The 26,344-nt window shown below is 37.7% G+C and carries 25 protein-coding genes and 1 pseudogene; 1 reads left to right on the top strand and 25 read right to left on the bottom strand.

The genetic code is table 11. The features are described 5' to 3' along the window. On the top strand, positions 1 to 232 hold a 232-nt coding region (locus tag ACIQ7N_RS03210; RefSeq protein WP_402930278.1), incomplete at its 5' end, for a hypothetical protein. Between the two features lie 130 nt (positions 233 to 362). Here the strand turns inward: ACIQ7N_RS03210 and ACIQ7N_RS03215 are convergent. From ACIQ7N_RS03215 to pgsA, 25 genes and pseudogenes are all read right to left on the bottom strand, one after another. Continuing rightward, entirely contained in the window at positions 363 to 1,199 is an 837-nt protein-coding gene (locus ACIQ7N_RS03215) for an alkaline phosphatase family protein (RefSeq protein WP_402930280.1), read from the bottom strand. Continuing rightward, positions 1,189 to 2,277, bottom strand: coding sequence for an ABC transporter substrate-binding protein (locus ACIQ7N_RS03220; protein WP_402930282.1), 1,089 nt, complete (start codon positions 2,275 to 2,277; stop codon positions 1,189 to 1,191). The genes ACIQ7N_RS03215 and ACIQ7N_RS03220 overlap by 11 nt, the downstream gene beginning before the upstream one ends. 247 nt (positions 2,278 to 2,524) lie before the next feature. Continuing rightward, complete coding sequence (locus tag ACIQ7N_RS03225) at positions 2,525 to 2,896, bottom strand: 2-oxoglutarate ferredoxin oxidoreductase subunit beta (RefSeq protein ID WP_402930284.1); 372 nt, start codon at positions 2,894 to 2,896, stop codon at positions 2,525 to 2,527. Between the two features lie 170 nt (positions 2,897 to 3,066). Next, entirely contained in the window at positions 3,067 to 4,491 is a 1,425-nt protein-coding gene (locus tag ACIQ7N_RS03230) for a sensor histidine kinase (RefSeq protein WP_402930286.1), read from the bottom strand. After that, positions 4,479 to 5,141: a response regulator transcription factor gene (locus tag ACIQ7N_RS03235; protein ID WP_402930288.1), complete on the bottom strand. Its 663-nt coding sequence runs from the start codon at positions 5,139 to 5,141 to the stop codon at positions 4,479 to 4,481. The genes ACIQ7N_RS03230 and ACIQ7N_RS03235 overlap by 13 nt, the downstream gene beginning before the upstream one ends. Before the next feature lie 22 nt (positions 5,142 to 5,163). After that, positions 5,164 to 5,919, bottom strand: a complete 756-nt coding sequence (locus tag ACIQ7N_RS03240; RefSeq protein WP_402930290.1) for a lantibiotic immunity ABC transporter MutG family permease subunit — start codon at positions 5,917 to 5,919, stop codon at positions 5,164 to 5,166. A gap of 3 nt (positions 5,920 to 5,922) precedes the next feature. Further along, a complete protein-coding gene (locus tag ACIQ7N_RS03245; protein ID WP_402930292.1) occupies positions 5,923 to 6,651 on the bottom strand; it encodes a lantibiotic immunity ABC transporter MutE/EpiE family permease subunit in 729 nt (242 codons plus the stop codon). A 1-nt stretch (position 6,652) separates the two neighbouring features. Then, positions 6,653 to 7,360 carry a lantibiotic protection ABC transporter ATP-binding protein gene (locus tag ACIQ7N_RS03250; protein WP_402930294.1) on the bottom strand — a complete coding sequence of 236 codons (708 nt, stop codon included), beginning with the start codon at positions 7,358 to 7,360 and terminating at the stop codon, positions 6,653 to 6,655. Positions 7,361 to 7,805: 445 nt separating this feature from the next. Then, positions 7,806 to 8,672, bottom strand: coding sequence for a 2-oxoacid:ferredoxin oxidoreductase subunit beta (locus ACIQ7N_RS03255; protein WP_402930296.1), 867 nt, complete (start codon positions 8,670 to 8,672; stop codon positions 7,806 to 7,808). Beyond that, on the bottom strand, positions 8,672 to 10,411 hold the full coding sequence (locus ACIQ7N_RS03260; RefSeq protein ID WP_402930298.1) for a 2-oxoacid:acceptor oxidoreductase subunit alpha: 1,740 nt from the start codon (positions 10,409 to 10,411) through the stop codon (positions 8,672 to 8,674). Before ACIQ7N_RS03260 ends, ACIQ7N_RS03255 begins: the two co-directional genes overlap by 1 nt. A gap of 312 nt (positions 10,412 to 10,723) precedes the next feature. Further along, positions 10,724 to 10,990: a stage V sporulation protein S gene (locus ACIQ7N_RS03265; protein ID WP_004224903.1), complete on the bottom strand. Its 267-nt coding sequence runs from the start codon at positions 10,988 to 10,990 to the stop codon at positions 10,724 to 10,726. Positions 10,991 to 11,862: 872 nt separating this feature from the next. After that, on the bottom strand, positions 11,863 to 12,660 hold the full coding sequence (locus ACIQ7N_RS03270) for a TIGR00282 family metallophosphoesterase (protein ID WP_402930300.1): 798 nt from the start codon (positions 12,658 to 12,660) through the stop codon (positions 11,863 to 11,865). A 116-nt stretch (positions 12,661 to 12,776) separates the two neighbouring features. Then, positions 12,777 to 13,484 (bottom strand): CpsD/CapB family tyrosine-protein kinase, encoded by a 708-nt coding sequence (locus tag ACIQ7N_RS03275; protein ID WP_402930302.1) that lies wholly within the window; start codon positions 13,482 to 13,484, stop codon positions 12,777 to 12,779. A 2-nt stretch (positions 13,485 to 13,486) separates the two neighbouring features. After that, on the bottom strand, positions 13,487 to 14,239 hold the full coding sequence (locus ACIQ7N_RS03280; protein ID WP_402930304.1) for a YveK family protein: 753 nt from the start codon (positions 14,237 to 14,239) through the stop codon (positions 13,487 to 13,489). Positions 14,240 to 14,555: 316 nt separating this feature from the next. Further along, a complete protein-coding gene (locus ACIQ7N_RS03285) occupies positions 14,556 to 15,857 on the bottom strand; it encodes a glucose-6-phosphate isomerase (RefSeq protein WP_402930305.1) in 1,302 nt (433 codons plus the stop codon). A 479-nt stretch (positions 15,858 to 16,336) separates the two neighbouring features. Then, entirely contained in the window at positions 16,337 to 16,531 is a 195-nt protein-coding gene (locus ACIQ7N_RS03290) for a hypothetical protein (RefSeq protein WP_402930306.1), read from the bottom strand. Positions 16,532 to 16,547: 16 nt separating this feature from the next. Beyond that, on the bottom strand, positions 16,548 to 16,961 hold the full coding sequence (locus ACIQ7N_RS03295; protein WP_402930425.1) for a glycosyltransferase family 2 protein: 414 nt from the start codon (positions 16,959 to 16,961) through the stop codon (positions 16,548 to 16,550). Between the two features lie 123 nt (positions 16,962 to 17,084). Then, positions 17,085 to 17,822 carry an ATP-grasp domain-containing protein gene (locus ACIQ7N_RS03300; RefSeq protein WP_402930307.1) on the bottom strand — a complete coding sequence of 246 codons (738 nt, stop codon included), beginning with the start codon at positions 17,820 to 17,822 and terminating at the stop codon, positions 17,085 to 17,087. Continuing rightward, on the bottom strand, positions 17,789 to 17,986 hold the full coding sequence (locus ACIQ7N_RS03305) for a hypothetical protein (protein ID WP_402930308.1): 198 nt from the start codon (positions 17,984 to 17,986) through the stop codon (positions 17,789 to 17,791). Before ACIQ7N_RS03305 ends, ACIQ7N_RS03300 begins: the two co-directional genes overlap by 34 nt. Positions 17,987 to 18,116: 130 nt before the next feature. Next, entirely contained in the window at positions 18,117 to 19,850 is a 1,734-nt protein-coding gene (locus ACIQ7N_RS03310) for a phospho-sugar mutase (RefSeq protein ID WP_402930310.1), read from the bottom strand. Positions 19,851 to 20,064: 214 nt separating this feature from the next. After that, positions 20,065 to 20,827 (bottom strand): annotated as a pseudogene (locus ACIQ7N_RS03315) (tyrosine-protein phosphatase). 310 nt (positions 20,828 to 21,137) lie between these two features. Beyond that, positions 21,138 to 22,697 carry a ribonuclease Y gene (rny, locus tag ACIQ7N_RS03320; protein WP_132357371.1) on the bottom strand — a complete coding sequence of 520 codons (1,560 nt, stop codon included), beginning with the start codon at positions 22,695 to 22,697 and terminating at the stop codon, positions 21,138 to 21,140. Between the two features lie 489 nt (positions 22,698 to 23,186). Then, entirely contained in the window at positions 23,187 to 24,251 is a 1,065-nt protein-coding gene (gene recA, locus ACIQ7N_RS03325) for a recombinase RecA (protein ID WP_132357372.1), read from the bottom strand. 216 nt (positions 24,252 to 24,467) lie between these two features. Then, entirely contained in the window at positions 24,468 to 25,724 is a 1,257-nt protein-coding gene (locus ACIQ7N_RS03330) for a competence/damage-inducible protein A (RefSeq protein ID WP_402930313.1), read from the bottom strand. 17 nt (positions 25,725 to 25,741) lie between these two features. Beyond that, the gene (gene pgsA / locus ACIQ7N_RS03335) at positions 25,742 to 26,320 is read right to left on the bottom strand and encodes a CDP-diacylglycerol--glycerol-3-phosphate 3-phosphatidyltransferase (RefSeq protein ID WP_323652686.1); all 579 of its coding nucleotides are present in this window, start codon (positions 26,318 to 26,320) and stop codon (positions 25,742 to 25,744) included. Between the last annotated feature and the right edge of the window lie 24 nt (positions 26,321 to 26,344).

A 26,344-nucleotide genomic window follows, 5' to 3' on the forward strand; every position in this document is an offset into this window, starting at 1 on the left:
GTCGCTTCGCTTTCGCACAGAAAAAACATTTGTTGCTGTCGCTTCGCTTTCGCACAGAAAAAACATTTGTTGCTGTCGCTTCGCTTTCGCACAGAAAAAACATTTGTTGCTGTCGCTTCGCTTTCGCACAGAAAACATCCGCTTCACTGCAGAATCTCGGGCCAACATGATGTTGGATACGAAGGCGTTATCACCGGACGTGATGGTTTTAGCCTTCGTTGCCCTTCGCTGATCCCCAGAGTCGCCCTGTCTTCACTTCAATTAACTAACACATTACAAATATTTTAAAAACTTTTGATGATGAGCAAATAGAATTTCCCTGCTGGAAGCTTCCCAAACACGCCCTATATTAATATTGATGATTAAACCTTTTTTAATGAATGCATCCCTTCTAATAACAGGGGAACCATTTCATCGGAAGGTTCGATATTCAATAAATGACAGCATAGCGGAGCAATTTGTAACTGTGATACAATCTCATCGTTAATGCCTGCTTTAACGTGATCCGAAATAACAAACATTGGTACATGACGATCCTCAGCTGTTGTGCCTCCATGATTACCATCACTCGTCATCCCGTGATCTGCTGTCACGATCACTTCATAGCCCTGCGCAAGACATTTTGGGATAAATAAAGATAATAATGCATCAACTGCTAAAACACGATTTCGATATTGTGCCGAGTCAGCCGTAAATTTATGACCGTCATCGTCTATATTCATCGGATGAATATATAAGAAATCTGGTTGCTTTTGATCCATTAGCCAAGCAGCTTCAGCAAATAAATGACTGTCTGGATAGTGATCCTCAAAGTAGAACAGACCATTCTCAATCGGCAATTGAGTATCTAATTGTAGCCTGTCCTCCATATGCACAAATGGTGCACGATTATATAGCTCACTTACCCAATAATAGGCAGCAGCTGCTGTTGAAAGACCGTTTTCTTTCGCTAAATGAAATAAACTATGTTGCGTCGATAAACGCACTGTCATATTGCTCGTTACTCCATGTACAATGGGTGGTGTCCCCGTTAAAATCGTTTCATATAAAGGCCTTGATAGTGAGGGGACCTCTGAGCAAACCTTGTAGCGTGCTGCTATTTTTCGTTCAACTAAATGGTGCATAAATCCCATATGGGTACAAGCTGTATCAAAGCGAAGTGCATCTACGACAATTAAGACAACTTTATTATTTTCCATGAATTAATACCTGCTCCTGATATTGTTGTGGAATTTGCTTTGTTGTTTCTTCCCATTTCTTTTGGTCTTTTACTGGCTGTGCATTTTTGTACATTTCCGCAGGTAATAATAGCTTCTGAACATCTTGAGGTAATTGAACCTTGTCACGAATTGGACGAGCATAACCCTTCGCTAAATTTTCTTGTCCTGCATCAGATAAAATGTATTCACGAGCTAGCATTGCTGCATGAGGATTTTTAGCATATTTATTAATGATTGTTGCATAGCCTGATGTTACAGAGCCTTCTGATGGAATGACGACATCGAAACGTTTCTCATCAATTTGGTGTCGATAGCCAAGTGCATTAAAATCCCATAAGATGGCTACATCAATCTCACCTTTTTCTAAATTCGCTACAGTTGGATCTCCTTTTAAACGCCCTTGTTTTGCTAAGTCTGCAAAAAAGTCTATTCCTGGTTGAATATTCGATTCATCGCCACCAAATGCCATTGCAGCTGCTAAAATTGCAAACTGGGCTTGATTTGCTGTTAAAGCATCACCAATGCTGACCGTGTAATTTCCGTTTTTAATATCCTCCCATGATTTCGGGGCATTTTTGACGTTGTTTTTATCAGTTAAAAATGAAATAGTTCCAGTGTAACCCACGATCCAATGGCCTTCATTATCCTTTGCCCAGCCTGGTATTTCATCCCAATAAGATGTTTTATACGGTAATGTTAAACCCTTGTCCTTGGCAATCGGTCCAAAAGCAATTCCGACGTCACCAATATCCGCAGTGGCATCATCCTTTTCCGCCTCAAACTTCGCTAGCTCCTCAGCACTCGACATGTCTGTATCCTTATGCTTAAGGCTATATTCAGTACCAAGATCACCCCAAGTCCCTACCCAGTTAGCCCATGTATCTGGCATTCCGACAGAATTTACAGTGCCTTCTTCTTTTGCTTTTTTTGTAATCTCTTCAAGTGTCAAATCACTTTTCACTTCATTTGAACTTGATGAACCGTCGGAACAAGCTGCCAACATTGAAATTGCTAATGCTCCAATTAGACCTTTCTTCCACAACTTTTGAATTGCCATGAGTTGGAACCTCCATTTGTTTATGTTTGTTTTCATTTGCCTTACAACATTTATGTTAGGAAACAAACATTAAGCAAGTATGGAGGACATTAAAATATTCAGTAAAAATTATGAAGGAATTATGAAAATCTATAAATGATTATTAATTAGAGGGGGATTGTAAAAGTTTTAGAGGAGTAAGTAGGAATCTAGCCTGTATGCGCACGTTATGTAGCTTTCTAAGACGTGCACACACTCTAGATTCATTTTATAAACCAAGAAAATCTGCATATGTATGCGGCTCGTTTTCTTTTAAAATTGTTAAAAATGTAAAGGCAAGCTGTACAACTGACCACCATTTCATATTGTAGGACATCTCAAAGTGGGCAGGTGCTAATGTAAAAACATCTTGAAAAATATCAAGTGGATCAATGTTTTGATCATTTAATATCGAGAGAAAACCTAAAAACAACGTATGGTCCTTGACTTCAATCATTTTTCCATCAACAAGTGCATCAATATTTTCCGGTTGCTGAAAATTACATTGTGTCGCAACATACCTTTCCAAATTCTGTGTGCGCTGTCTTTCTTCTCGTTCTTTTTTCTTTGCAATAAAATCAATGACGTTATCCACGTGCATCGCCTCTTCTTTTTTTCTTTTATTGTAGCATTTTTTACAATACTATTGCCCGAACACGCTCCCCATTTTTTCCCTTTTATCAAAACAAAAAGAATGATATTAGCAAATTTGCCATAATCATTCTTTTCTCAAGGTATTTTATAAGGTGTGTTAACCAGCCATTTTGTTAATTAAAGGCTCGTCATCATAGCGTGGGGTTGATTTCCGTTCTGGCTGGGCGCTTCTTTGATTGGGATTGTAATGGTCACTTTTCCCCCACCAGATGTTAAATCATTGCCAATTAGCAGTGTGCCACCATGACTCTGAACAATGGATTGGGCAATATAAAGTCCCATCCCATGGTGATTTCCTGCATTTCTGCTTGGATCTCCGCGATAAAATTGTTTGGTAGCCTCATTTAAATCTCTCGGAGAAAATCCACGGCCGCTATCTGTAACGGTTAACTGAAAAAAGTCAACAGCGCTTTGAACAGTTAATGTCATCTTTCCGTTTTCAGGTGTGTGTTCTACAGCATTGGCAATGACATTTAAAATCGCTCGATAGAACCGCTCTTCATCAATCAATATAAATGCAGGAAGCATTTCCTTTTGGACATCTACTTGAAGCTGTTTTTCCAACGAAAGAGCTCTCATTTGTTGTTCTACTTCTGTCATAAATGCATCTGTTTTAACATGCGTTTTTTCTCTAGTGGTCTTTCTCTCCATTTTCGATAAATCAATCAACTCTTTCGTGAATTTTTCTAATTCCATTGTATTTTTTAAAATATAGTCATTATATTCCCTTTGTATATCATCTTGAACTGTATCCTGCAAAAGCTCTGCATTCCCCCGAATAATTGTAAGAGGTGTTTTCAGATCGTGGGCAAGAGCAGAAATTTGTTCTCTACGGGTCTGTTCTGATTCCCATTGCTGTTTTAAAGAGCTGTTTAATGCCTCCCTCATATGCTCAAGAGAAATGGATATTTCATCTATTTCACGGATTCCTGAAGTATTTATTGTAAAATCCAAATTTTGATTTTGTATTTTTTCAATCGCTTCCTGCAAGCCAAACATTTTTTTCTTAAGATTTCTTCCAAAATGAATAGCAAGTAAAGTTGCTAGAGTTATAACCCCTATAATAAACAATAGAATATCTAACAGTTGTGGATTAGGTAAATACTTCCTCATAATAGCCGAACGATACTGTGGCACTAAATCATACCGTAATATACAAATTTCATTTTCTCGCTCTATAAACGAGTAAAATTGGGTGATACTTTTAGATTGTTCTTTTTTCATTGCATCCCAAGCTTTAAAAGCTTCCTTCTCTGAAAGATTTCCTGCAAGAAGTTCACCTTCTTTAGAGAAGACTGCGTAATCAACAAGGTCTGGGATCATATCAGCTGTGACTGATCTACTAGACGCAATACGATCCCTTGATAATGAAATTTGCGTTTCTGCATAATTTGCTGGTAATACGATGTTGGCAGAAAGGGCAAGCAACGTTAAACCGAGCAGTAGTACTACTAACAGAATGACGCCTAAACTTAGGAAAAAGAGATATCGTAGAAAAAAAGTATGTAGTCGAGTGCCTTTAGTGGGCTTTATTGTCTCCACTTATATCCAATCCCCCAAACAGTGTCAATGGCGTCAATATTAAACGTATGTAGCTTTGAACGAATATTTTTAATATGCTCCGTAATAGCCGTACTGTCACTTTTCCCATCAAAGCCAAAAACAGTTTCATATATCTTTTCTTTCGAAAACACCTGTCCTCGATTTCGAGCTAGAAATTCGCATATTTCATATTCGCTTTTTGTCAGCATTACCTTTTCCTCATTTACAAACAGCTCTTTGCCGGATAAATTGAAGTGAACGTTATCTACAAAGAGAATACTACGTCTTTCTCTTTTTTCGCGTCTCAAATGAGCATTCACTCTTGCACGCAGCTCCCCAATGCCAAACGGCTTGATCATATAATCATCTGCGCCAAGACCAAGTCCATACATTAGATCTTCCTCCAATGATTTAGCCGTTAAAAAAAGGATCGGACAATCTATAGCATGACGTATTTGGCCACATAAAGTAAATCCATCAATTTCGGGCATCATCACATCCAATAAAATTAAATCGAAGGCACCAAGATTCATTTTACTTACTGCTGTCGCATCTGAGATTGTCGTTACTAAATGTTCGTCTTTTAGTAATGCATTTTTTATCAATATTAAAATATCTTTTTCATCATCTACTGCTAATATTTTTGCCATACTTCTACCCTCATCATTTTCCCTAGCTTTCTGTTTTTCTTCCTTCCCATCTCCAAAACCATAAACAAGATAGGACTAATGCAAGCAATGTCCCGCAAACTGAAGCAATAATACCTTCCTGTAGTCCTATTTCCACCGTCGATAGATCAAGGCCGGACGCCTTCATTGCCCATAATGAAACAAAGTGACCACCCCAACCATAGGGTATAAATGACCAAATACCATCACCAAGTCCAGTAAGCAGTAGGGCGACTAAAAGTGATCCCACAATACCTAATCCGATTGAGGCACCTTTACCAAAATGAAAACTAACAAAAAAATGTAAAATATATAAAAATGCAAAGCTTACAAATAGAATACATCCAGCTATAACATAAAATTGATAACCAAAAGTATCTTCATGCAAAAGTTCAATAAAACCAACACTAAAAATACCGAAGGACAGTAATATTGCTCCAAAACTAAATAACAATAACAGTAGCAACTTGCTTAAATAGGACACTATTTTTGTTTTAGTAGCGGTTAGCATTCCCTGAAAATGCCCTGCATTTGCTTCTTGCTCCGCTGCCATTGCACAAACTAATCCAATAATAATTGGAAACCCGCATGAAAGAGCCTGAAAATAACCGGATATTTTCCACTCAAAATTCCATGGTGAATAAGAATAGTATGCTAAAAATAGCCCAGAAAAAATAATCGGTACAAGGAGATGAGTTAGTAAAAATGGCGTTCTTTTTACTTTAAGAAACTCTGCTCTCAGTAATCTTAACATTACCATACACTATTTCGCCTCCCTTTTTTGAAACCAACGTGCAGTAAAGAAGCTAATTAATGCAAACCATGCTAAAGCAATTAATACACCTGGAACTATAACCGACATGCTTAATAACGGGCTACCCGCAGGCACTGGCAAACCATTTGGTAAAATCTCTAATGTTGGACATATTAGTCTTGCTGTAATAGCGTAAGGAACACTATACCAAAAATCCCCATTTGAAAACGCAATCATACCAGCAATATTGCCGACTAAATTTATAAAAATAGCCGTATAAGTCCCTAATCTTGCTGCAAGGAATAAACAAAGTGGAATTTGCCATAAAAACGTGACGAAAATTAACAAACTACCTGTAAGACTATTTATGAAAGAAAAGCTATTGCCAAAAAGTATTCCACCAGCAGTAATTCCTGCAAAGAAAATAAGTGAAATGAATAACAACCAGGCACTACATGCAAGTATTTTGCCAAACCAAATCTTCTTCAGATCAATCGGCATTGCGAGAATACTATGATATTTCAATTTAGCATCTTTTTCCACCACTACTGCACAACATATCGTCAGAGCGCCTGGTAAGAGCATTGTATACCACCAATTATAAGCACCCTTTTGAAAATAGCTGCCGCCCATTAAAAATGCGGTTAGTACTATCGCCACAATGGGTGCTAGCCAAACTAATTTAGGAATAAAAGTTTTTTTCCATTTTAATCTTTCAGCCTTCATAATTGAAATCATGTTACATGCCTACCTTTCCATTAGCAGACACTACTTGCATAAATAATGATTCTAATTCCTGACCTTGTGGAGCAACTCCCTGATAGCCTAATTTCCCTCCTGCAATGATACCAATTTCATCAACAACCTGCTCTACCTCTGACAGGATGTGGCTAGATAAAATGACTGTAATCCCTTGCTCTGGAAAAGATCGGATTAGCTTTCGAAGCTCTTGAATACCGATTGGATCTAGACCATTTGTCGGCTCATCCAGAATTAAAAGCTTTGGATAGTTTAATAGCGCAATAGCTATTCCAAGACGCTGTTTCATCCCTAACGAAAACTGTCCTGCACGTTTTTTTCCTGTGTTAGTCAAGTCTACGATTCTTAATACTTCGTCAATACGTGACTGGGGCAACCCGAGAGCAATCGTTCGAACCTTTAGATTTTCTCTTGCCGTTAAATTTCCATAAAGTGATGGTGTTTCAATTAATACACCAATGTCTTTTAAATCATTGCGATTCCATTCACGTCCATTAAAAAGTATCTTTCCAGCATTCGGACGCAGCATACCCGTAATCATTTTTAACGTTGTCGATTTCCCTGCACCATTAGGACCGAGTAAACCGTAAACAGTATTGCGAGGTATCGTTAACGACAAGTCCTCCACAATTTTTTGTCCCTTAAAGCTTTTACTAAGTTCTTCTGTTTGTAAAATAATATCTTCCATCTATAATCATCTTCCTTTCGATGATTATAGTGTAAAAAATGATTATAAGGATTTTATAAGGATAACGAAAAATTTTGTGGAGCATCACTAAAAAAATAATTTTTGCCAAGGCTTGTGAATTTTGTAGTGCTTCACTTTTGCACAGACGCCTCCCTTACTGAGTTTTCGTTTTATAACTATATATTAGAGTGAAATGCTTTGTGAAATAGTTGATTGGAGTGGAGGCTGGGCGACTCCTCGGGGATCAGCGTCACAGATGAGACCCTGGAGCGAGCAACGCGAGTGAAGCGGCTCATCGGACGCCCCCAGGAAAGCGCCCAGCCGGAACGGAAATCAACCCCTTATTTTGCAGAAGAACCACACTTTATTTAATTGCAGTCTTTAAAACACAAAAAGCATTTGGAAGAAGTCCAAATGCTTTTTGTCATGCAATATAAAATTTAATTTACATAAATTCTTTCACTAATTCATTAAAATCATTTTCGCTCATTTTAATATCAATATCCGTTAATGGTAGCTCTGAATAGCCAGGTACTTTTTCTTGATAGGAAGTTGTTTCAGTATCTTGATAAATAATACCTGTAACTAAACCTTCATGCTCCATTACTGTACGCATTGCCATACCACGGTCAGAATTGTCATAGCCTTCAATATCAGCAAGCTTCGTTAAGTTTTCTTTAAACCAATCGTACGTATTCACTTTGTTATACGTAACACAAGGTGAGAATACGTTGATGAATGAGAAGCCTTTATGATTAATGCCCGCTTCAATTAAAGCTGTTAATTCTTTAATATCCGTTGAGAATCCTTGTGCGACAAAAGTAGCTCCGCTTGTTAAAGCTACTTCTAACGGTTTTAATGACGGCTCAATCGCACCACCTGGCGTAGATTTTGTAATAAATCCTGCAGCGGAACGTGGAGATGTTTGCCCCTTTGTTAAACCATAAATTTGGTTATCCATCACAACGTATGTGATGTCAATATTACGACGGATAGCATGAATGGTATGACCCATACCAATCGCAAATCCATCTCCGTCACCACCAGAAGCAATAACGTTTAAATCACGGTTAGCCATTTTTAAGCCTTGTGCAATTGGTAATGCACGACCATGAATACCGTGGAAGCCATATGAATTAATGTAGCCTGAAATACGACCAGAACAGCCAATCCCAGAGATAACAGCTAATTCATTTGGTTCAATACCGACGTTTGCCGCGGCACGTTGAATCGCTGCCTGAACAGAGAAGTCGCCACAGCCTGGGCACCAGTTTGGTTTCACTGTATTACGAAAATCCTTAAATGTTGCCATTAGCGAGTCAACTCCTTCACACGATTTTCTAATTCACCTGGCAAGAATGGTGTACCATCATATTTTGTAATAGTCTCGATTTTATCGTGACCACCAACATTCATCTTCATAATATTTGCTAATTGACCTGTGTAGTTATTTTCTACAACGATTACTTTTTTCGCTTTTGCTACAAGTGGTGCCACCTCAGCAGATGGGAATGGGTGAATTAAACGAATATGTGCATGGTTCACCTTCATGCCTTGAGCATTTAAGCGTTCTTGTACTTCTTCAATTGCTCCACGTGTTGAGTTAAAGCCCACTAATAAAACATCGGCTTCTTCGTGTGGCGCGTTTGAATATACTGGATTATCAAATTTCAATGCCGCTAGCTTACGGAAACGTTTACCCATTTGTACTTGACGGTTACCTGATGCTTCAGATGGTTTACCTGTTTCATCATGCTCAACACCTGTTACATGGTGAATACCATTCAATGTACCAGGTAGCACACGTGGTGAAATACCATCTTCCGTATCTTCATAACGTTTGAAGTATGCTTTATCGGCTGCTTCTTCAATGTCGCCTGTAACAATTTTACCGCGACGAATTTCAATTTTATTGTAATCGAATGGCTCTACAGATTGTTTACCTAGAGATAATTGCAAGTCAGTCATTAAAATAACTGGTAATTGTAATTCCTCTGCAATGTTAAACGCTTGGATTGTGTCAAAGAATGCTTCCTCCATTGTAGAAGGTGCAATTACTACTTTCGGAATTTCACCATGTGTACCATATAACATCGCCATTAAATCTGATTGCTCTTGTTTTGTTGGTAATCCTGTTGATGGACCACCACGTTGTGTATCAACAACAACTAGTGGCTGCTCTGTCATACCTGAAAGACCAAGTGCTTCCATCATTAATGAAAGACCAGGGCCGGCAGAAGCTGTAAAAGCACGAACACCACCAAAGTTTGCACCAATTGCCATTGTCGCTGCAGCAATTTCGTCTTCTGTTTGAATAACCGCACCACCGAATTTCGGTAATTTTTTAATAAGATATTCCATAATCTCAGAAGCTGGTGTAATTGGATAGGCTGCCATAAAGCGTGTCCCAGCTGCAAGTGCACCAAGTGCAACTGCATCGTTTCCGATCATGAACATACGGCGTTTACCATCTGCTGGTGCTAAAGCCCAGTCACCTACACGATCTCCTAACAGCTCATTCATTAATTCATGACCACGTGCAATGGCCTCCATATTTTTCTGAACAACTTCTTCACCTTTTTTGCCAAAAATATCATCTACAACATTTTGGAACACTTCGTCCTCTAGATTTAGCAATGAAGCTGTTGCCCCGATCGCCACCATATTTTTCATCAACGAAGTACCAAGCTCTGCCGCTACCTCTGTAAAAGGTACTACAAATAATGGCGCTTTTGAATCTTCTGGCTTCACTGGAGTAAATTTTGAATCCGCCAAAATAACGCCTGTTTCTGTTAATTCTTTATAATTAACGTCGATTGTTTCTTGGTCGAACGCTACTAAAATATCTAAATCATCCGCAATTGAACGTACTTCTGTTGGACGAACTGTAATTTTATTATTCGTATGGCCACCTTTAATTCGAGAAGAGAAATGACGATAACCGTATAGGAAGTAGCCTAAACGATTCATTGCCGTTGAAAAAATTTCGCCTGTACTTTCTATCCCTTCACCCTGTTGCCCACCGACTTTCCATGAAAGCTGATGTAACATGTCAACAACTCCTTAGATCCATTGTATATACTATTATTTTTCCTTCATAAGTTTAACACGAAGAAACGGTCTACACTATTGTTATTCCTCGATTTAAACGAAAATCAGACCTTTGACTGAAAATGGCGTTCATAAAGTTGTAATTTTCAAATCAACTAAGTTTAAAAAATGTATTTGCCGATTTCAAGTGACATTTAACATATTTGTATGTAGAGCATGTAGGATTCTCTTCCTCAAATTCCGATTGTCAATAAAAACGAAAAAAATGCCTTGCAGCTTATTATGTGCAAGACATTTTACTTCATTACTTTTTTATCGAATACGTTTTTCCACAAGAAGCTTTAAAGCTGTACGTTCCTCACCAGCAATTAAAATATCGGCAAACGCCGGTGCGCAAATTAAATCTGTGCCACTTGGCGCTACAAATCCGCGTGCAATGGCCACTGCTTTCACGGCTTGGTTAAGTGCACCTGCCCCAACTGCCTGCATTTCTGCTTGCCCTTTTTCTCTGATTACCGCGACTAATGCACCTGCAACTGAATTTGGATTAGAGCGTGATGATACTTTTAATGAATCCACAATTATTCCTCCCCGTTTCGCGAATAGTGTTTACGCTCAACAACTCATGTCCCCCTTTTTTTTGGACCTTAAGTTATTGTCGATAGGTCATTTTATGCTCGGTAAGAAGAAAATAGACTATTTTCATTTCTTATATATTAAAACAATCAAAAAAGACTGATATTTACAGTTAAAAAATTACTTTGTCATTGAAATAAATACGCCATTATAAATAAATTAGGGCTCCTTTGCAAAACGTGGGATGATTTCCGTTCCAGGCTACTCGCTTTCCTGTGGGCGAGCGCCGAGCCGCTTCCTTCGCTACGCTCCGTGCAGGGTCTCGCCTGTCTCGCTTTCCCACGGGAGTCGAGTAGCCTTCCACTCCAATCAGCGATAGTGTAGAGCTTTTATAAGTTTTTATCATTTCAAAAGTGAACACTATTGCTACTTATTATAAACGAAAAGAAAAGACTTATAATAGTGACACAATTGTACACCTGTTATTTCTGAACTTTTGCACAGACAAACCCCTTTGTTGAAGTTTCGTTTTATCACTATAAATTTTGAGTGACATGCCAGAAGGTACAAGCTTGTGAAATGGTTGATTGGAGTGGAGGCTGGGCGACTCCTTGGGGATTAGCAATAGAGGAACGCGAGTGAAGCGTCTCATCGGACGCCCCCAGGAAGCTCTGCTCTGTGCGAAAGCGTAGCGACAGCAACAAATGTTTTCTGTAGCGAAAGCGAAGCGTCAGCTACAAAGCGCCCAGTCGGAGTGGAAATCAACCCCTCGTTTTGCCGAAGAGTCATTTTTTATTATGACGCTTTAATTGAATTAACAAATTTTCAAAACAAAAAACTATTGTGCATTTTTTAACACACAATAGTTTCTCTTCTTATGCTTGGAACGGATAATCTTCGTTTATATATATTCGCTCACAATGTTTAGCTTTTCCTGTTTTATCATCAATCTCTACAAAGAAACCACTTAACACATCGCGGCCTTTTTTAGGCACTTCGAAACGAGATGGCATATTTGTTTGGAATCTATAAATGACACTTTCCTTCGTCATCCCTAAAATTTCATCGTATGGACCTGTCATACCAACGTCCGTAATATAGGCTGTCCCATTTGGGTAAATACGTGCATCCGCTGTTTGCACATGTGTATGTGTACCAACGACTGCTGATGCTTTTCCATCTAGATGCCAGCCAAGTGCAATTTTCTCGCTTGTTGCTTCCGCGTGGAAATCAACGAACACAAGCGGTGACGTTTTACGAGCTTCTTCGACTAATTCATCTGCCATCGCAAAAGGATCCTCATGGGGCGGTAAAAAGACACGACCATGTAAATTAATGACCGATAATGTGACACCATTTTTCGAAATTTGCACCATTCCCTTACCTGGCGCCTCACTCGAAAAGTTCGCTGGACGGATTAAATAATCCGCATCGTCAATAAAATCAAAAATATCTTTATTATCCCAAGTGTGATTACCCATCGTAATAACATCCACACCCATTTGTAGTAAATCATTATAAATATTTCGTGTTATACCACGTCCTGCTGCTGCATTTTCACCATTGGCAATAACAACGTCTGTGTTATATTTTCTCTTTAAGCGTGGTAAATATTTTTCCACTGCATCGCGGCCAATCGAACCGACGATATCTCCAATAAATAGTACTTTCATTTGACAAGACCACTCTTTCTTTAATTAGCACCTTTTAGTTTACCATCTACTCCTAGTAAATCGCAAAATAAAACGCAAACCCATCCTAGATTTGCGACTAAGAAAGTTATTTAATTTCAATTATCTGTATATTGATAATAATATTGGCTTTTCGGCATGCTATATTTATTTAACACAACACCAATAATGTTGGCTTTCGAAGCAGCTAAGAGTGTTTTCGCTTTTCTTACATCCTCTTTTTCTACATTACCCGTACCGACAATTAATAGCGAACCATCACATTTATTCGATACAATTTGAGCATCAGCTACAGGTAATAGCGGGGGGGTATCGAAAATGATAAGATCAAATTTTTGATTTACCTCTTCTAAAAATCTATCCATAGTAGGGGATAACAGTAATTCCGCTGGATTCGTTGGGATTGGTCCACTCGTAATAATAAACAACCCTTCCACAGATGTGTCCTGTAATACTTCATCATACTGACATTTTCTTTCTAATATTGATGATAACCCAAATAAATTGATAATATTAAATATATTATGCAACGTTGGTTTACGCATATCAGCATCTACGAGTAATACTCGTTTTCCTTCTTGTGCAAAAACAACACCAAGATTGGCAGCATTTGTTGATTTTCCTTCACCTGGTATAGTAGACGTAACTAATATCGTTTTAAGACCTTGCTTTGGCATAGCAAACTTAATATTCGTACGAATTGTCTTAAATTGCTCAGAAATCATTGATTTTGCATCCAAAGCTGTAAGAAGTTGTCGCGGTTTTGTTAACAGCTTCTGGTTCTTTTTCTTTTTAGAATGAAACATTTCTATGCCCTCCTAGCTTTACGGGATTTATAATTTTTTTCGGTGGGAAAAACACCCACCAACCCGATAACAGGCAATGCTAATTCTTCAATATCCGACTCCGTCTTTATTGTTGTATCTAAAAACTCCAACAATAGAGCGAACCCTACGCTAATTACAAATCCAATGACGGCGCCCAAAACAATATTAAGTAATTTATTTGGTTTCACAGGGCTTGAATCTTTACTTATTTTTGCCTCTGATAAAATATTTATATTATCAACACTCATTAGTTTCGGTATTTCTTCTTTAAATACTATAGCAACTGTATTCGAGATGGTAACTGCTTTTTCTGAATCTGTATGTAAAACTTTAATATTAACCACTTTGGAGTTACTTTCACTAGATACGATTATTTGCTCAGCCAACTTTTCTGTTGGAATGTTTAGATCCAGCTTATCAATAACTTTGTTTAAAATAGCCGGACTCTTAATGATGACATTATACGTATTGATTAATTGTAAATCCGTCTCTAGCTGTTGTGCCCTTGCATACACTTCTTGATCATTAACTGTTTGATTCACTAAAAATTGAGTTTGTGCTTGATAGATAGGCGTAATTACAAAGTAACTTAGAGCCGCCGTAATGCCAATCGCAACAATAGTAAGACTTAGAATAAGGTATATACGTTTTCGCAGTATTTTAAATATTTTTTTAAGTCCATTACTTCTTCCACCTAAATTCCCTCCCTCGTCAAACCATTGTCGATGAATCAACTAAACGATTATGTTTAACTTTCGTATTGTTCGGCACTTTAATAGTTCGATTTCCTTCGATTCTTCACCAAACATCTATTGGATCGTTTATCCAGAAGCTTCTCTTTAGGGCTTTCAGCTTGTATGACTGACGTTACACATTGTCATAGAAAAACATGACTACTTTCCCGCTGGAAGTTTTGCTCTGTAGCAAAAGGCGTAGCTACACTCGCCATTCTTCGCTCCAAGTACTGTTTCTATGTTGTGAACAGATTTAAGTGTCGAACCATTAATTTCAAAAATTCCCATTAAGCACATTCAATTATAATTTCAATAGCTATTCATTGTTGATGGAACTATTAAACGTTTGTAATAGTTCTAACGTCTTTTGTTTATACGTTTCTACACCTGGCTGATCAAACGGATTCACTCCTAGTAAACTTGCACTCATTGCACATGCCTTCATAAAAAAATAGATTAAATAACCTATGTGATAGGCATCCAGTTTTAGGAGCATCAATTGAATGACAGGTACACCACCCTCTGCATGAGCAAGTGCTGTTCCATTCATGGAAAGCCCATTAATTTCATTGAATGTTCGTTTCGATAAATAATTCAAACCATCCTCATCGCGCACATCATATGGCACTTTAAAATCATTATCTATTTCCTTAAAATGCAGTAATGTTTCAAATAAAATCGGACTTCCTTCTTGAATAAACTGACCTATAGCATGTAAATCAGTCGAATAATTAACTGTCGCAGGAAATAGACCTTTTCGCTGTTTCCCTTCACTTTCACCAAACAACTGCATCCACCATTCATGGAACTTACATAATGCAGGTTCAAATGAAGCGAGCAACTCCACTTTATACCCTCGTTCAAACATCAAATGCCGCAACACCGCATATTGATAGGCTTCATTACGCTCTAGTGCTGTATCTTGCAATGTTAACGCAGCATCCCTAGCACCTGCCATAAGCATCCGAATATCAACACCTGCAACCGCTGCTGGTAACAGCCCTACAGAAGTTAACACCGAATAGCGACCACCAATATCGGATGGAATGGTAAATTGTCTATAACCTGCGCGATCTGCTATCTGCTTCAAACGTCCGTTTTCCGCATCTGTCGTCACAATAATTCTGTCAACAGCCTCTTCCCCGTAACGTTTTTCCATAAACTGCCGCAACACACGAAAGGCGAGTGCTGGTTCCATCGTTTCCCCAGACTTCGAAATGACGTTCACATACACACTTTTATTCGCTAAATATTGAAGCAAACTATTAATATAGGAACCACTCATATTTTGTCCAACATACATCACTTCAATCCCATCAGTAGAACGAGTAAAATAAGGTGACAACGCATCTTGGATGGCACGTGCCCCTAAAAATGATCCCCCCACACCGATAACAACAAGTACATCTGCATACGCATGAATTTCTCGCTTAGTATCTTCAATACGCCGCAATAAAGCGCGCTGATTTTCAAGAGGCACTTGTAACCAACCCGTTAACAGCTCGCTACTTTCTGCTAAATGACGGTGAATCCACTCTACCTCCGCCTCATATATTGACCAATCTTGCTTAGTGATTTCAAAATTGAAAATGCTCATTTGAATAGTACGAATCGTCAAATCATCTCTTCCAATCCTATAATTTGGAATTCCTACTAGCGTAAATTATTTTAATTCGAAGTGACTCTCCCTAAGTTGCTTTACTTTATTTAACATTAATTAGCGGGTTTATTTTACTTTTCAATATATTAATAACGATTGCTTTTTATTCAAATTCGTCATTTTTTCCAATAGGATAGTTAGTAATTATAAGAATGCTACCTTTTGCAGTAGATATTACAAAAGATTACACTTTTCGTTCTCATTCCTACAGGTTGTTCAAGACGATGTAATTCGCCATTTCATCTATGTTTTTATTCTAATACTTGTTTGATGGGAATCCCCGCTAATCTATTTCTATTGCTTTCATTTCAACTAGATAACTCACCCTTGTCCCCATAGAAAAACGCCTCCACGTTGATTTGATAAAGTACACTACCCGTTTTCAACGAAAGGTGTTTTTCTATGTCTAATTTTTCAAGTTAGCCTTTTCACCATTCTTAACCTGTCAATCTAGTTGAAACGTATTTTATCGAAATATTAAACAAGAAGAATATACACATCCGATAGACAGATTGAACCGTTGTCATACCAAGGTGATTTTTATAAATTTTCCAGTTCCACGTTAAGCCTTTGAATTTATTTCTGCTTAAGGAACCTGGTGTAATTCGATAATAGGCTAGTACTTCATTCATTCCGTAAGCCTTGATCTCATAATCTTTTAAAATATCTAGGCCAAAGGGCATAATCTTCATGCTTAGTCTTCTTAAAAAGTGGTTTAGCAATTTTACGTGTATCTAATACAACTGTTAAACATCCAAAGTAATTAGCACGCAATAATTTTTTATAATCCACTGGTTCTTTGCATATCTTAACGATTTTCCGTGTTCTTTTATTACTTTCTGTTATTTCTTGATATTGTGTATAGGAAAATGCCACATCATGTTCCAACATGAAGTTGAGTTGTTTGGATAATTTTTCAGGATGCCACAAATCATCACTATCAAGAAAAGCTAAAAATTGTCCTTTTGCTTTTTCAATTCCAGCATTTCTAGCATTCCCAACACCATCGTTTTGTGTCAAATTAATAATCTTTATTCGACTATCCTTATATCCTAGTAGTATTTGATGCTAGACATAAAAAAGCCTTTATAATGGTTGGGTGGTAGTAAATCATCCAAATCCAAAATAAAGGACATAAGCATGGATAAGTTTACGCGAAAAATATCTGCTCCCTCTCTGTAAATTCTAAACACCTTTTATTTCGTTTGGTGCTTTAAACATTATCCTTTCATATTTCATCATTAAAATACCATCACTGTAGTTGCCAATATCCTTCACATTCGTTTTACCATTTATATTGTTTATTAATAATTCAAGGAAGTTGACACCGCACCCGTAAGCACATATATAGTTCGCACCAAACCTAGGATTGATTTCCCCTATATAATATTCTCCATTAACCTTGAACACATCTACATCAATAGGGCCAGTAATATGGAGTTTATTAGATAAATCTTCAATAAAATCAAATAATTTCTGATCTTTATAAGAAATGACTTTATCAGCACCTCCTAGAGTCATTGAGAGTTTTTCCTTTGCAAATATCGATACCATTTTTGGTGAATAAATATCAATATATGCATCTATATCATACTCAGCACCATTTAAAAACTCCTGTATTATATTTTTATGTCCATTATGAAAACTCTTTTCTAGTTCTTTCATATTAGTGCATGTAATAACTCCTCTACTACCATCAGCACTTTTTGGTTTGACGATTACAGGGAACGAGATTTTATTTTTACTATAAGCATCTTCAAAAGTTTCTAAATCATTGTATGACTTTGCACAACGAATCCCATTTGTTGTCAAAAATTCATACGTTAAATATTTGTTATCACAAATCTCGGCAGCACATAGATTAGGTAAGAATGGGATAACCCCAATTTCTATAAATTTATCAATATTTTTAGAGAGAACCATTTATCTTTATCTAACATAGTTAGAATTGCTTTAACATCATTCAGGGCTGGTAGTATATTTGAATTTCCAGTAGCTATTATCCCCATGTTAAATTTGGCAAATTCACGATTAAATACTTCTAACATTTCTACTCTTCTTCCGAGACAGCTAATAAGAATATTCATCCGCCATTTCTCCTTTTAGGTTCATCTTGCCCTATAAACAAAGGCATATTAATATCTTTGGATCTATATATTCTTTTGTTAAAAGTACAGATTTTATAGTATAAAAAATATTTTTGAATCAAGCCAAAAACTAATACCCGCTGCTGGGATGATTGCTTTTTTGACTTTTCATAAAGCTTACTTGTAATTGTTTTAGCTTTTGTTGTGCTTGTTCCTTCGTTCTAGCTACTGTACCAAAGTAAAACTTACATTTTGGCTCTGTTCCTGAAGGGCGAATCGCTATCCATGATTGATCTTCTAATATGAACTTCAAGACATTTTCTTTCGGTAAATTGAGTTTTGTAATGGAGCCATCTAGATAAATGGCTTGGTGGGTTAAGTAATCTTCTACTACAAGTACCTTTTGATCAGCAATTTCATAAATTCTATTTTCTCTAAAGTATTGTAATAAGACTTGCATTTCCTTCTGACCTGTAATGCCTTCAAATGTTTTGGACTGTAATACTTCTTCATAATAGCCATATTGATTAAATAAACTGTCTAAAACATCTAGTAACGTTTGTTGTTTTGTTGCGTAGTAAGCCGCCATCTCGGCTACTACCAATGCAACTTGGACCGCATCTTTATCTCGCACAAAGCTTTGGACCAAATAGCCATAACTTTCTTCATAACCAAATAGATATGTTTTTTCTTTTGATTGGTCATACTCAGCAATCTTTTCTGCAATATATTTAAAACCTGTCAGTGTGTTCACAGTTTCAACTCCGTATTGTTGAGCAATTACTGCACCAAGTTCAGAGGTAACAATTGTTTTGAGTAATACGCCGTTTTCAGGTAGCTCATTTTTTTCTTTTTTCGCCTCAAGCAAATACTGTAAGATAAGTGCACCTAGTTGATTACCTGTTAATAATTGATAACCACCCTCTGTTATTACTGCCACACCTAATCGATCGGCATCTGGGTCGGTTGCTAATAGTATTTGTGCACCTGTTTCATTACCTTTTTGTATTGCATACGTAAAGGCTGCTGCTTCCTCTGGGTTTGGATAAGGAACTGTTGGAAAATCTCCATCTTGTACAGATTGCTGTTCTACAATATGGACATTTGTAAAACCAAATGCTTGTAAACCTTGTTGTACCGATATTAGACCTGCACCATGAAGAGGTGAGTATACAATTGGTATCGTGAAGTCGATATTGGTACGTTGTTTTAAACCGAGTAATTTTTCTTGATATGCTTGGTCAATTTTAAGTAACAGCCATTCTACAGTTCCATGCTGCTCTAATGTGTGCCATGATGTTGTTGGAATGTCAAAAATATTTTGGATATCATCGAATTTTTCAACGATAGTTTGAATGGCAGAAGGCGTCAGTTGCGCCCCGTCCTCCCCATAAACTTTAAAACCATTATATTGTTTTGGATTGTGGCTAGCGGTAATGACCACACCTGCAAAAGCGTTTAAATACCTTACTGCAAAAGATAATTCAGGTGTTGGGCGTGCATCGCGAAATACGAATACTTTCACCCCAAATGCCCCCAGAACTTGAGCTGTTTCAATAGCAAAATCCTTTGAGAAATGCCTTGTATCATAGGCAATGACAACACCACGCTGTTTGGCTATTTCCCCGTTTTCTGTGATATACTTCGCTAGGCCGTATGCAGCTCTGCGAATTGTATAGATATTCATTCGATTTGTACCTGCCCCTAACACACCACGCACACCTGCTGTACCAAATTGTAGGTATTGGTAAAATCGATCTTCAATTTGTGTTGTATCATTTACAATGGCTAATAGTTCTTCTTTTAAATAGAAAGGAACAGCTTCCTCTATCCATTGCCTGTAACGATCTTCTACTATACTCAATATGACACCTTCTGTTCATTCAATAGTTCCAATGGCATGTAAATCTGCAGAGAAGTTTACAGTTGTCGCATGGATTCCTAGCTCCATATGGTGTCGACAACCCCCATCTGGACATAGTTAATCTTTATTTACCATCAATGATTTCAATACTGACATTAAAGCTTTCCGTATTTTTACTTACATATTTCTCAAGAGTTCAGTTCTTCTCTTAATCCTAAAAAATCTTCCACCATTTCTTCACTTCGATTTTACGAGGTTCTTGTATAACAAAAGGTTGGTTTTCAATTATTCGTACATTATTTTCCAGTAACACATCAATGGCATCTAACTCTTTTTTCTTTTCTAAATAACAAAGCCCTGCATCAAAAAAAAATGGTCGAGATGATAGATTGTGAACATCCGATCCATACGTATGAACTAAATTAGCCCTTACTAGCTCAAGTGAGCGCTTTTGTATTGTGCGACCAAAATAACCAGCTAAGCTACCAGCAGTTATTTGTGCTTTTGCTCCTTCGCAAATTAATCGTTCTAAGTAAACAGGTCTTTCAACAATGGCTTTATTTCTTTCTGGATGCGCAATAATCGGGGTAATTCCATCAGACAGTAATGTACGAATAATTTTTATTGTATAAGCAGGTACAGTATAGGATGGTAATTCTAACAACATATAATTAGAGCTTGCTAATGTGTGGATTTGATTTGTTTTATAGAGTGGAATGATTTTTTCTGATAATCGTACTTCATGCCCGGTAAAAAGTGTTAGAGGAATACTTTTTTATGAGTTCAGATTGTAGTAAGTGGATTTGATTTCTCACTGTGCTATAATTTGCATGATATTGTGGGTGATAGCAATGAGGAGTGGCTATTATTTCTTTAACTCCTTCTTTTACCGCTTGTTCAAACAATCGCATAGTATCTGCCATCGTTTTTGGTCCATCATCCACGTTCCATAAAATATGACTATGCATATCAACCATCCATATCCTCCTCCCTAATTAGAAAAAGTCCAATACTTTATTATGCTAAATCTATAAATATTATGAGGACTATTAAAGAAATGGTTATTGGATAACTAAAGAACCAATAAAAATAGGCAACTCTTTGTTCGAAATCGAACAAGAAGTTGCCTATCTTTTCACGAAAGTAACTTATTATTGCTAAAGTTTTAAAATATTTCGAGCCCGCAATTCGCGACAGTTTTCCTGTAATTATGTGGTACAAATACCTACCTAGCATATCGACTCGAAAATTCTATTCTTTCTTTTGAAATAAAATCTATTAATGATTTTATTTCGCATATTCCACGGCACGTGTTTCACGAATAACCGTTACTTTAATATGACCTGGATAATCAAGTTCTTCTTCAATTCGCTTACGGATATCTCTCGCTAAGCGATGTGAAGCTAAGTCATCAATTTTTTCAGGTTGTACAATTATACGGATTTCACGACCAGCCTGAATCGCAAAGGATTTTTCTACGCCATCATAGCTTTCAGAAATTTCCTCTAACTTTTCAAGTCTGCGGATATAGTTTTCAAGCGTCTCACTTCGAGCACCTGGACGAGCTGCTGATAGTGCATCAGCTGCAGCCACTAATACCGCGATGACAGATGTTGCTTCTGTATCACCATGGTGGGAAGCAATACTGTTTATAACGACCGGATGTTCCTTGTATTTTGTGGCCAATTCCACACCGATTTCGACATGGCTACCTTCAACTTCATGGTCAATTGCCTTACCAATATCATGTAATAAGCCTGCGCGGCGAGCTAATGCTACATCTTCACCAAGTTCAGCAGCGAGTAAGCCTGCTAAATATGCGACCTCAATGGAATGTTTTAGGACGTTTTGTCCATAACTTGTACGATATTTCATGCGGCCTAAAATCTTCATTAAATCTGGATGTAAATTATGAATGCCAATTTCAAATGTTGTCTGCTCACCTGTTTCGCGGATTTGTTCATCCACTTCACGACGAGATTTTTCCACCATTTCCTCAATTCGAGCAGGGTGAATGCGGCCATCCTGTACAAGTTTTTCAAGTGCAAGTCGAGCCGTTTCACGACGAATCGGATCAAAGCCTGATAAAATAACCGCCTCTGGAGTATCATCAATTATTAAATCTATACCTGTTAACGTTTCCAAAGTTCGGATGTTACGACCTTCACGACCAATAATACGACCTTTCATTTCATCATTTGGCAAGTTCACGACAGATACTGTTGTTTCAGCAACATGATCTGCTGCAAAACGTTGCAATGCCAGTGATAAAATTTCACGTGCTTTTTTATCTGATTCTTCCTTCGCACGTGTCTCAGCTTCCTTCGTCATCACAGCAATATCAGTTGTTAGCTCTTTTTCTACTTCTCCTAAGATAATAGCTTTTGCTTCATCTCTAGTTAAAGCAGAAATTCGCTCTAGCTCTGATTTTTGCGAGGCAACGAGCTCGTCCACTTTGCTTTCCATCTGTTCAATATGCTGTTGTCTTTCGCTTAGAGCTTGTTCTTTACGCTCTAAACCTGCTTCTCTCTTATTTAGAGCATCATCTTTGCGATCAAGATTCTCTTCTCTTTGCAATAAACGGTTCTCTTGTTTCTGAAGTTCTGAACGACGTTCACGAATGTCATTTTCTGCTTCAGTACGAAATTTGTGAGTTTCATCTTTGGCTTCAAGTAGTGCTTCTTTCTTCAATGCCTCCGCTTCTCGTTTTCCTTCTTCAACGATTGTTTCAGCGACATGTTTAGCACCAGTGATTTTTGAGTCATTCACTTTTTTCATGTAGATATAGCTAACAGCGGCACCAACGATGAGTCCAAGCAAAGCGGAGATGATAGTAATTCCATCCATATGAACACCTCCTCTTGCTATTTGGGTATTACAGTTTCAGTCGGCGCATACATCAATTTTGCCTTGGCATAATCATAGACATCTGCCAAAGTTTTCATCTTCATTTAATAGATCTTCAAAAGCCATTATTAATGAAGTCAGAATGTACTGCCTATTTAAAGTCATAATTCAGAAATTATACATTTTTAATTGTATAGCTAGCCTTAAGCTCTGTCAAGGATAGTAGGGCATCTGTTCGCCCTCGTAAGAAAAAAAGTAAGTCATATCCATTTGGAGAATTAATTACCTAATACTTTTTACACTAACGCTTATTTTATCTTTTATCATGAATGTCGTAGAAGTAGTACATAGGAATTATTTCTCAAAAATGTCATTCACAACTTTTGAAGAATATATGGATTACCTAACAACAAAACCGTTATTCTTCAGTCTGCGTAAATAAAAAAATGCATTGCTCTCACTATAAAGAGTGGGAACAATGCATTTATATTATTCATCTTCAAGAAGAAGCTTTAATTCCTCATCCATATCTTCCTCTTCATCATGCGCAGCAATTGTGTAAGATGAAGATGCAATACCGTAAGAAGCACGGATTTTATTTGCGATGTCGTCTAGTACTGCTGGATTTTCTTTTAAATATTGTTTAGCATTTTCACGACCTTGACCTAGGCGCTCATCACCGTAAGCATACCAAGAACCGCTTTTTTGAACGATGTCTAGTTCAACACCTAAATCAACTGTTTCGCCCTCTTTTGAAATCCCTTCACCGTACATAATATCAACTTCAGCTGTACGGAATGGTGGTGCTACTTTGTTTTTCACAATTTTAATTTTTGTACGGTTACCCATAATGTCATTGCCTTGTTTAATAGCTTCCGCACGACGAACCTCTAAACGTACTGAGCTGTAAAATTTAAGCGCACGTCCACCAGGTGTTGTTTCTGGGTTTCCGAACATAACACCAATTTTTTCACGCACTTGGTTAATGAAAATAGCAATCGTTTTAGATTTATTAATAGCACCTGAAAGCTTACGTAAGGCCTGAGACATTAAACGGGCTTGTAAACCAACATGCGAATCACCCATATCTCCTTCGATTTCTGCTTTCGGAACTAGTGCTGCTACGGAGTCAATAACGATGATATCGATAGCACCACTACGCACTAATGCTTCTGCGATTTCAAGCGCCTGTTCTCCCGTATCTGGTTGAGATAATAGAAGTTCATCAATATTGACGCCCAATTTTTGTGCGTAAATTGGATCTAGTGCATGCTCAGCATCGATAAATGCTGCTTGTCCACCATTTGCCTGCACTTCTGCAATCGCATGAAGAGCAACTGTTGTTTTACCTGATGATTCTGGGCCATATACTTCAATAATACGTCCACGTGGATATCCACCAACACCCAATGCAGCATCAAGTGCTAGCGAACCACTTGAAGATGTAGCGATTTCTAAATCGGTTTTTTCGCCAAGTTTCATGATGGAACCTTTACCAAAATTCTTTTCAATTTGTTTTAACGCCTGTTCTAAGGCAGCTTTACGATCACTCATTCATTTTCCTCCTTTGAAAACTGTTCACTGTTTTTCTCTATCTCTACTATACTTGTTTTTAAGAGAAGACGCAAGAAAAAAGCGAACATTTATTCGTTTTTCTTCAAAATAAAAATTTGGGTAACTTTCCATTACCCAAATTTCTATTTTCAACATATTTAACTTCTTTGTAGCGAAAGCAAAGCGTCAGCTACAAGTTTACCGAAGAATAATGGATTAACGTTTTTTAAAGCCTCTTTCTTCCAAAAGTTGCATTAAATAATGACAAGTAAATTTCGCCGCGCGCAGTCGATTTGTATTCCGCATACCTGATAAATGAAGTAAATACGTTATTGGTTTTTCATCACCAATGGCAATACCAATCCAAACCGTCCCCGCTGGTTGATGATCATGGGCTGTAGGACCCGCCGCACCTGTTAATCCAATACCAATATCCGTATCAAACTTTTTACGTACAGCACTAGCCATAGCCGCCGCACATTCACTGCTTACAATCCCATGTGTAGTTAAAAATTCTTTTGAAATACCGAGTTGCTTAATTTTAGCCTCTTCCGTATACGTAACAACGCCACCAACAAGGGCATCCCCTACACCCGGTATTTCAGCAAGTTCTGACTGAAATAATCCTGCTGTTAAACTTTCCGCTGCAGAAATTGTTAACTGATTGTCTAGTAACATTTCTACTGTTTTAGAGGCAAGTGAATCGTCATCTATACCGTATTGATAGTTCCCAACAAGCGCTTGAATCTCTGTTACCTTTGCGGCAATAAGATGCTGCGCTTCTTGCTCCGTTTCTGCTTTAGCAGTTACACGCAATGTAACCTCGCCGTCAGAAGCAAGTGGAGCAACAGTTGGATTTGTTTGCGCATCTAAAATATGTTGGACACGAACCTCAAGCTCCGCCTCTCCAATTCCATAAAAACGCATAACATGCGATGTAATTACCCCTCCAGCGTTTAACATAGCACCAAGCTTTGGCTTTGCTTCAAACTGGAACATTGGCTCAAGCTCTTTAGGTGGCCCGGGCAGTAAAATATACGTACGTTCATCCTTAGTTAATATCATGCCAGGTGCCATACCGTGATGGTTTGCAAGCACCTCACTACCCGCTAGTATTAAAGCCTGCTTACGATTATTATCCGTCATTGGACGTCCTCGTTGTGCAAAAAACTGCTCAATATTAGCCAGTGCGATATCATCAATTTCGAGAGAAACGTCAAGATGACGCGCAATCGTTTCCTTTGTTAAATCATCCTTTGTAGGCCCAAGCCCACCCGAGAAAATGATTAAATCAGCACGAGTCTCTGCAATGGAAATAGCTTCTTCCAAACGTTGTGCATTATCTCCAACAACAGTGTGATAATACACATTTATTCCCAACTCTGACAACTGACTAGAAATAAATCTTGCATTTGTGTTCGAAATCTGACCAAGCAATAACTCTGAGCCAACTGCAAGAATTTCAGCATTCATGACCCTCAAGACCTCTCTTATTTAGACTCAAGTAAGACACGTCGATTTAGATAGAAATAATCCCATCCAGACCATAGCGTAAAGAACAATGCAATATATAGCATAATTTTATCGAATGGAAGACCGATAAGTGTAAAAATTGTATTGTGTAAAAGTGCTGCACCGATGGCCACAATTTGAGCCCATGTTTTAATTTTGCCAAGCTGGTTGGCCGCAACAACTTCTCCTTCACCAGCCAATATTAAACGAAGGCCAGTAACTGCAAACTCGCGACTAATAATAATGATTATTATCCATGCAGACGCCATATCAAGTTCTACCATTAAAATAAAAGCCGCTGAAACTAGCAACTTGTCAGCAAGTGGGTCTAAAAATTTCCCAAATGTTGTCACAAGATTGTACTTACGTGCATAATAACCATCCACCCAATCAGTCGTTGAAGCAATAATAAAAATAAGTGCACCTACAAAATGATGAACAGGCATCGTCGCACCGAATAGTGACATTGTTCCCCAGCCAAAATCAAACATCATAACAATGACAAAGAACGGAATAAGTAAGATTCGAGAGATGGTAATTTTATTTGGAATGTTCATTTTTCTAACACCTTTCATGATGAA

This window comes from Lysinibacillus sp. NPDC095746 (assembly GCF_044763535.1).
GTDB lineage: Bacteria > Bacillota > Bacilli > Bacillales_A > Planococcaceae > Lysinibacillus.